The organism is [Mycobacterium] manitobense, from assembly GCF_025821665.1.
In the GTDB taxonomy this organism is placed as follows: domain Bacteria; phylum Actinomycetota; class Actinomycetes; order Mycobacteriales; family Mycobacteriaceae; genus Mycobacterium; species Mycobacterium arseniciresistens.
Map to the genome: position 1 here is coordinate 1 of NZ_JACKSJ010000143.1, position 8,154 is coordinate 8,154.

Here is an 8,154-nt window from a genome sequence, read left to right on the forward strand (position 1 = left end):
CGGTGGACCCGGTGACCGCCACGCTGCCCGTCGCCCCGGGCAGCGTCCACTCCGGCGCGGCGCCCTGCTCGGGCGGTGCCGACGGGCACGCCGCGGCGGCGGCAGGCGCCTCGCGGTGCCGACGGGCACGCCGCGGCGGCGGCAGGCGCCTCGGGGGTCGCCGGCGCCGCCGGCGACGGCGGGAAGAATTCGACCGGTGTGCGCGACGACGACGAGCTCGTCGACGCGGTGCTCGTGTCGGACCCGCACGCGGTGAGGCCGATCATGAGCGATGCGGCGCACGCTGCGAGCGCGACGGACGAGGACAGGCGAGGAGAGTTCACGATCCGCCACGCTACCGCCGACGCAGCGGTCGTCGGCCGAAGGCCCGGTCCGGGCCGCGCACCGCGATCCGGACCGGGCTTTGCTTCAGCCGGACATGCGCGCGAGCATGCCTGCCTCGTAGGTCCCACCGGGATTGCGCACGATGACGTTCATCCGGTTGGCGGCGTTGGTGAGGGCGACCAGGCAGATGAGGGCCGCCACCTGGTCGTCGTCGTAGTGCTTGCTGACCTGGCCCCACGTGTCGTCGGACACGCCGGTGTGCGCGTCGGCGAGCCGGGTGCCCTCCTCGGCCAGCGCCAGCGCTGCTCTCTCGGCTTCGGTGAAGACGGTGGCCTCCCGCCACGCGGCCACCATGTGCAGCCGATGCGCGTTCTCACCGGCGGCCGTCGCCTCCTTGGTGTGCATGTCGGTGCAGAAGGCGCAGCCGTTGATCTGGCTCGCGCGCAGGCTCACCAACTCCTTCGTGGTGGCCGGCAGCGTCGATTCCTCGATGACCCTCGCAGCGGTGGTGAATCGTTTGGCGAATTTCGTGGCGAACGCGTTGCCGAACAGATCGAACCGTGCATCCATGTCGTCCTCCTGGGTGTGGTGCTGGACGACCTCTAGATGCCGGCGGCGGGCGTTTTGTGACATATCCGCAGAAGCCGGGCGGCGGTCCTCAGTTCAGCACAGCGAGGTCGTGCACGGAATCGCGCGGCAGGTCTCCGTCGACCACGGCACGAATCTCCATGTACCGCAGATTGATCGACCCCTTGTGATTGTCCAGGAACGCGGTGTCGGCGGCGTCACGCCCGGTGGCGATGCGCACCATGGACTGACGCGGCGCCAGGCAGGTGGGATCCACCACGCGCCAGACACCGTCGACGAATGCCTCCGCGACCGCGTGGAAATCCATCGGGTCACAACCCGGCGCGTAGACGGCGACCATCCTCGCCGGAACGTTGACCGCGCGCAGCAGCGCGATCACCAGATGGGCGTAGTCGCGGCACACCCCGGAACCGGCGAGCAAGGTGTCCGCGGCTCCGTCGATGGGGTCGCTGGACCCCGGCACGTACATGAGCCGGGTTCCCACCCACGACGAGACCTTTTCCAGCAGGGTCGCCGAGTCGGCGTACTCCCCGAACTCGGTGGCGGCGAACCCGAAGAACTTGTCGGCCTCGGCGTAGCGGCTGGGCCGCAGATAGGTCGACATGTCGATGTCCCGGACCTCCGCCGGATCGGTGCGACCGAGGATCGTGGCCCGATAGGACGCGGTGACGGTTCCTTCGGGAGCGTCGAAGCGATGGATGCGTGTGCCGTGCTCGCCGATGAGCTCCTCGGCCTCCACCGCCCGGCCCTTGCAGCGGAACTCGAGCGATTCGGTGACCTGCGCTCCGGGTTGCGGTGCGAGCGTGATCTGGAACTCGAGGGTGGTCGCGGCGGTGACGTCGATCTCGAGGTCGGCACCGACGTCACGCTTGAAGGCCGGCGGGGCATCGGGTTGCCCTGTTGACTTCTTGCCGGGCCACAGGGACATCACGCACCGCTTTCGTCGACGGATTCGTCATCGCAATGGGTAACGGCACACCTTCTTGACCGTGGCGACGATTCGCACACCCTAGCGGCGGTCGGCGGCGGTCGCTCGGCGAGGCGGTCGCCTCGGTCAGTCGTCGGTGTCGGGGCTCATCTTGCGGTCGGGTTCTTGGCCGCGACGATCGCCGACTCGATCGCCGTGAAGCATTCCGCCGCAGCGGGTTCGGTACCCAGTCCGACGTAGAAGCTACCGGGCCGCTCGCCGCCGGCGAATCCCGTGATCGTGAAACCGGCGGTCTCACCGGCAAGCCGGCCCAGTTCGGCGCCCAGGCCGGTGCCGGCCGCGATCGATGCCTGGGTCAGGGGCAGCGAGAGGACCGAGGTCCCGCGTCTGGCGCCGTCGATCGCGACAAGGACGTGTGTCGGGTGCAGTATGGCGACGGTGTCGTGCTCGGCGTCGGGATCAGCGGAGTTCGCCCGGCGGCGCATCAGCTTTCCGAAGCCCTTGTCAGCCGGTGGGTTCTCGCTGTGGGTGAGCCACATTCGCACATCGGTCACGTCGAGTTGGTTCGCCTCGGCGTGGGCGGTGAGCTTGTCGCGGACTTGGGGAGCCAGGTCGCCCATCTGCACCGCACGGGTGTGTCGCACGTACATCGGCATGCGAGGAGTATCCACGATGAGTTACTGCCGTCGAGCGGGTCTGCACCGAGAAGAACCGATGAAGGAAGCTGAGATCTGATGGGAAACGAGCACCCGCGCGGCGGTCACCTGGCGATCAACGGGCTGAACCTGTACCACGAGGTGTACGGCGACCTCGGCGCGTCGACGCCGCCGTTGTTGCTGATTCCCGGTGCGTTCATGGCTACCGAATCCATGAGGGTGTGGGCAGAGGCATTCGCAGCCGACCGCGCGGTGATCGTGTTCGACCAACAGGGGCACGGCCGCACCCCGGACACCCCGCGGGCGATGTCCTACGAGCAGTTCGCCGACGACGCCGCCGCGCTGTTGCGCGCCCTGGGTGTGGCCCGGGCGGATGTGATGGGTTACTCGCAGGGCGGTGGGGTCGCACTGCAGCTGGCGATCCGGCACGGCACCCTGGTCGGCAAGTTGGTGTCGATGTCGGCGACGTTCCGGAAGGACGGTTGGTACCCGTCGGTGTTCGAGGCCCTCGGTGGTCTCACAGCAGATGTGTTCGCCGGCACGCCGGTCGAGGCGGCGTTCAACGAACACACCCCGGACGCCGGGGCGTTCAACGTCTATGTCGAGAAGATGAAGACCCTGAACATCGACGACCAGGACATCAGCGACGATGCGATGCGGTCGATCTCGGCCAACACGATGGTCATCGTCGGCGACGCGGACGGGGTGACGCTCGAACACGCGCTGGCGATGTTCGCGCTGCGCGGGGGAGGCGACGCGCAGGCGGCGGCAACGGGGGTGCTGACGGACGTTCCGGCCGCTCGACTGGTGGTGCTGCCGGCGATGTCGCACATCGGGATCTCGGGGGCCTCAGAGCTTCTGGTGCCGATGATCACGGCTTTTCTCGATGACGTGCCACCAGAGACCCCGGACCTCTTCTGAAAGTGGCGCAAACGCCCTCGCACCGATGGTTCGGCACCGAAACCGGTTGAGCGCGAACCACATCAGCCGCCGGCCATGCCCGGCGGTGTTCGCCGGCTCCGGTGTGCGCGACGGAGCCGGTCGGTCAGGGTGGTCGCCATCTCTGCACCCGTTGCGGCGGGGCGACGGCGAAGCGCCCGGGTGGCGGCGCCGCTGAGCCGTCTCGGGGTCATCAGCCGTTGCGGGCTGACTTCGTGGTTGAGCACGCGCAGCAGCGTCTGCGTCGCGACGGGATCCCCGGCGATGTCGCGCAGCATCTCGGTGACGAGTGGAGTCGGCGGACCGGGCGCTCCCATGTCCGTGGCGAACCAGTACATCGGGTGGGCGTCGCGGTCGCGCCAGCGCCACCATCGCCGGGTCGCCTCGTCGACGGCGCGGCCGTCGGCGAGGTCGGCGGGCAGCACATCGGCGAGACGCTCTGCCTGTCGCAGCGCGTCGGCGATGCCCTGCGCCGGCGTGAAGTCCTTGAAGTGCCCGGCGTCGCCGACCAGGACCCAGCCGGGCCCCGCAGTCTGACGAAAGTACCCGTGCCACTTCGTCATCACCCGGATCGGGCCGACTCGCTGTGCGCCAGTAAGCAACTCGGCGAGTTCGGGCCAGCCGGTGATACCGTCGTCGAACGCCGCATCGCGGTTCGCGCGCCCCGCGGCGCCCGTGGCGATGGTGACCATGTACAGGCCGGCATCGGTGGGGCAGGCCAGGTATCCGCGTTCGCCGAGGCGTGCGAGTCGCAGGCGGCCCTCCCGCCTGGCGACTCCCTCGAAGTAGGCCCACGCCGGCATCCGGCCCGGCGGGGTGGTCAGGTACTCCTGAGCGCCGACGTTCGCGGCCACGCCGGACTGCCGGCCGTCGGCGCCGACCACCAGGTGCGCCCTGATGTGCCCGCGGTCGGTCTCGACACCGACCGTCCGCTCACCTTCGGTGAGCACCCCGGTCATCTTCACCCCGGTGCGCACGTCTGCACCCGCTGCGACTGCCGAATCGACCAGAAGCGCGTCGAGTGTCAACCTGCGCACGCACAGTCCCGGCCGGGGAAACACCGCGGGATCGAGTCGCCCGTCGACGCGCACGTCCTCGTTGACGAGGGTGAAGCGGTCGATCGGCACGGCACCGGCCGCCAGCACCGCGTCAAGGGCACCGATGCGCTCGAGCACAGCCGTCCCGCAGGGCTGGATGACGTGAGTGGACGGCGTCTCGGAGGGAAACCGCGCCTTGTCCACCACGCACACGGTGAATCCCCGGCGCGCGAGCGTCACCGCCAGCGGGGAGCCGGCACACCGCGCACCCACGATCACCACGTCGAAGATCCGCATCGGACGTCCCGCCTTCGAAGAAACTTACCAATGGATAGTCTGCCCCGGATGACCGAACTTATCAATGGTCAGATCGTGCGCTAGGCTCGCGCCATGTCCGGCAGTGCCCGGTCGTATCACCACGGCCACCTCCGCGAAGCAGCGATCGAGGCTGCGGTCGCGGAGGTAAAACGGGTCGGAGCCGCCGGAGTGAGCATGCGTGAGATCGCACGCCGCGCCGGCGTGACGCACGCGGCCCTGGCGTACCAGTTCGGCGACAAGGCCGGCCTGTTCACCGCGATCGCCACAGAGGGGTTCCGCCAGGCGGCCGCCGCGATCGGGCCGGCCGCGACGGGGCCGGACGCATTCCTCAAGGGCGGCATGGCCTACGTCATGTTTGCCCTGACGCATCCCGGGCATTACGAGGTGATGTTCCGCCCGGACCTGTACGGCGAGGACGATCCACAGCTCGTCGAGGCCCGCGACGCGGCCTTCGCCCTTCTCTACGACAGCGCCAGGACAAGCGTGGCGGCGCCGCCCACCCGCGACGTGACAGGTGTCGTCGTCGCGGGATGGTCGATGTCGCACGGACTGTCCACGCTCTGGCGCACCGGCAATCTGCGTGGCCGGATCGGCGACGACCCGACCCGACTCGCCCGGCAGATCGCCGAGGGCATCGTCGAACTCGGCGATCTGGCCGGCCGCTACCTCGACACCCTCGACGAGCCGGACACGGACCCGAAGTAATCGGTCAGCAATCCCGGCTCGTCAGTAATCCCACACAGCGGGCACCATCCGGAAGCCGTCGCCGGCGACCGCCACGTGGCAGACCGACGGGAACGGCAGGTGGGTGGCCACCAGCGCCTCGCCGCTCGCCGCCAGCTCGCGCAGCAGTTTGATCCGGACCCGTGTCGACTCCTCGGGGTCGTGTTCGAAGCCGTTCTGCCAGTCGGGTTTGTCGAACCCTGGCTGGAACACCGCGTCGCCGGCGAAAGTGAGTGCCTCGCCGCCAGATTCGAGGCGGACGATGCTGTGTCCCGGGGTGTGACCGCCGGTGCGGCGGAGCAGCACGCCGGGTGCCACCTCGTACTCCGTCTCGAACGGCCGCAACTGGCCGCGGTAGACGTCGAGGAACTGCGCGGCAGTCCGCCGAAGCACGTCCGGAATGGGGGCAGGCATGACGGTACGGGAGAAGTCGGGCGCCTCCCAGAATTCGGCCTCTGCCGCCGCCAGGTGGACCCGAAGATCTGGCCGCAGTTGATTCCTGAGCCCGTCGACGAGCAGTCCGCCGATGTGATCCATGTGCAGGTGGGTGAGCACCACGTCGGTCACGGAGGCGGGATCGATCCCGGCGGCGACGAGTCGCAAGGCCAATTGCCCGGCCCGCGGGAAGTCAGGGAACTCCGTCCCGAGTCCCGAGTCGATGAGGATGGTCTTGCCTCCGCTGCGCACCACGGCCACGTTCAGCGGCCAGTCGAGCACCTCCGGCGGCAGGTACATGTCCTCGAGCCAGGCCGACAGGTCGGCAGGGGCGGCGTTGGTGGCCATCGTCACGGCGGTGATCGGCAGCACCCCGTCGCTGATCACCAGCACGTTGATGTCGCCGACCTTCAGCGCGTAGCGCGAGGGAACCAATTCGTCATACCCCGTCGCGGCAGGGCGTGATGTGTCGACCAAGCTCATGATTTTCTCCTCTTGGGAACCCGAAGACATGGTGGAAGTGACCTGTCCTCCTGGTTGATCGTCTGGCGACGTCCGGATTCATCCCCTCAGGGCGGTGAGCACCGTTGCGGCCCTTGGCCGGCTGCGTATTGACGTAGCGCACTACTCGTGTCATCGCCTCCCCGCGGCCACAGAGTTCTCGCCAAGAGCGGCGTCTACGTCACCAACCGACGTCTCCGACCGCGAAGGCTGAACAACCAAGGGGAACACGATGACCGTCGAGGACATCAAGCAGACCGAACTTCACGACGACGAGGCCACGGGTGAGTACCGGACCGGTCCTGAAGCCGGGACAGCGATCGTCGGAACGTTCGACGGGGGCGAGCGCGAAGTGCGCTACGCCGACGTTGACGGGGTGGCGGTCTTCGAGGGCGACATCGTCCTCGGCACTGTGGAGGAGGTCCGGAGCCGAGCAGGACTCGAGGGAATCGGCCGGACCGGCAGTGAGTTCCGCTGGCCTAACGGCGTCGTCCCCTTCGAGGTGGACCCGACGCTGCCGAATCAGCAACGCGTGACCGACGCCGTCGCACACTGGGCCGACCGCACGAGGATCCGGTTCGTGCCGCGCAACGGCCAGGCCGACTTCGTCCGCTTCGTACCGAGCACCGCGAGCCGGTCACCCGTCGGACGGCAACGGACCGGCCGTCAGGACATCGAGTTGACCGCCACCGCGCCGACCGGCACGGTCATCCACGAGATGGGTCACGCGGTGGGACTCTGGCATGAGCAGAGCCGCGAGGATCGCAACAGGTTCGTCGAGATCCGGCTCGACACCGTACCGGTCGGCAACCGGCACAACTTCGATCAACAGATCGAGCTCGGAGACGACCTCGGCACCTACGACTTCGGGTCGATCATGCATTACTCGCGGACCGCGTTCAGCACCAGCGGCCAGGACACGATCGTTCCGAGAGTCGCGCTGCCTGCGGGCGTCACGATGGGGCAGCGAACGGCATTGTCGCAGGGCGACATCAACGCAGTGCATGCGATGTACCCGGACTGGTCAGGTATCGGCGACCGCTGGCGTTCCATCGGCGGGTTCTTCCCCGCCGGTGCGCCGATCTCGGTCACCTCACGTAGCGCCGGGAATCTCGATCTGTTCGTCGTCGGCAACGACGGCCGGGTCTACACCTCATGGTGGTACCAGGGCGCCGACTGGTCAGGACTGAACAACACCTGGCGCAACATCGGCGGAGTCTTCCCCAAGGGCGCCCCGGTCACCGCGATCACAAAGTCGCCCAACAGCATCGACCTGTTCATCACCGGCAACGACGGCCGCGTCTACACCTCCTGGTGGTACCAAGGCGCCGACTGGTCAGGACTGGGGGACCGCTGGCGCTCCATCGGCGGGTTCTTCCCCGCCGGCCGGAAAGTGTCCGCGATATCCCGTTCGGCGAGGAACCTCGATGCCTTCATCACAGGCAACGACGGCCGGGCCTACACCTCCTGGTGGCAGGGATAGCACCGACGTCGCCGATCCGGCTCTAGAGCACTTCCTGCCAGCAGTCGATCAATTACTGCCAGCGGAATTAAACCCCTGACCTGCGGGTTCAACCAGTCAGAAGACAACGAGAAACACCAAGAAAGAAGCACGACCATGAACAAGTTCGGATTCGCCACCATCGCCGCCAGCGCCTTCGCCGCCGCCTTCATCGGCCTCGCCGGCCCCGCCGCCGCCGCACCC

At 68.2% G+C, this 8,154-nt stretch carries 8 protein-coding genes and 1 pseudogene; 3 read left to right on the forward strand and 6 right to left on the reverse strand.

Annotation, left to right across the window (positions count from 1 at the left end; all coding sequences use genetic code 11):
• The 4 genes and pseudogenes from H7I41_RS30425 to H7I41_RS16875 all read right to left on the reverse strand — a co-directional run.
• Nucleotides 1–323 (reverse strand): annotated as a pseudogene (locus tag H7I41_RS30425) (hypothetical protein); the annotation flags it as partial.
• Nucleotides 324–408: 85 nt separating this feature from the next.
• Nucleotides 409–894: a carboxymuconolactone decarboxylase family protein gene (locus H7I41_RS16865; RefSeq protein ID WP_264013752.1), complete on the reverse strand. Its 486-nt coding sequence runs from the start codon at nucleotides 892–894 to the stop codon at nucleotides 409–411.
• Nucleotides 895–982: 88 nt separating this feature from the next.
• Nucleotides 983–1,840, reverse strand: coding sequence for a transglutaminase-like domain-containing protein (locus tag H7I41_RS16870; RefSeq protein WP_264013753.1), 858 nt, complete (start codon nucleotides 1,838–1,840; stop codon nucleotides 983–985).
• Nucleotides 1,841–1,986: 146 nt separating this feature from the next.
• Nucleotides 1,987–2,496, reverse strand: a complete 510-nt coding sequence (locus H7I41_RS16875) for a hypothetical protein (protein ID WP_264013754.1) — start codon at nucleotides 2,494–2,496, stop codon at nucleotides 1,987–1,989.
• Nucleotides 2,497–2,574: 78 nt separating this feature from the next.
• Between H7I41_RS16875 and H7I41_RS16880 the strand changes: the two genes are divergently transcribed.
• The gene (locus H7I41_RS16880) at nucleotides 2,575–3,417 is read left to right on the forward strand and encodes an alpha/beta fold hydrolase (RefSeq protein WP_264013755.1); all 843 of its coding nucleotides are present in this window, start codon (nucleotides 2,575–2,577) and stop codon (nucleotides 3,415–3,417) included.
• A 62-nt stretch (nucleotides 3,418–3,479) separates the two neighbouring features.
• Here the strand turns inward: H7I41_RS16880 and H7I41_RS16885 are convergent, their stop codons facing one another.
• Nucleotides 3,480–4,769, reverse strand: a complete 1,290-nt coding sequence (locus H7I41_RS16885; protein WP_264013756.1) for an NAD(P)/FAD-dependent oxidoreductase — start codon at nucleotides 4,767–4,769, stop codon at nucleotides 3,480–3,482.
• Nucleotides 4,770–4,862: 93 nt separating this feature from the next.
• Between H7I41_RS16885 and H7I41_RS16890 the strand changes: the two genes are divergently transcribed.
• On the forward strand, nucleotides 4,863–5,495 hold the full coding sequence (locus H7I41_RS16890) for a TetR/AcrR family transcriptional regulator (protein WP_264013757.1): 633 nt from the start codon (nucleotides 4,863–4,865) through the stop codon (nucleotides 5,493–5,495).
• A 21-nt stretch (nucleotides 5,496–5,516) separates the two neighbouring features.
• Here the strand turns inward: H7I41_RS16890 and H7I41_RS16895 are convergent, their stop codons facing one another.
• Nucleotides 5,517–6,431: an MBL fold metallo-hydrolase gene (locus H7I41_RS16895; protein ID WP_264013758.1), complete on the reverse strand. Its 915-nt coding sequence runs from the start codon at nucleotides 6,429–6,431 to the stop codon at nucleotides 5,517–5,519.
• 250 nt (nucleotides 6,432–6,681) lie between these two features.
• On the opposite strand from H7I41_RS16895, the gene H7I41_RS16900 reads away from it, so the two are divergent.
• Entirely contained in the window at nucleotides 6,682–7,932 is a 1,251-nt protein-coding gene (locus H7I41_RS16900) for a M12 family metallopeptidase (RefSeq protein WP_264013759.1), read from the forward strand.
• The last annotated feature ends 222 nt before the right edge of the window (nucleotides 7,933–8,154 follow it).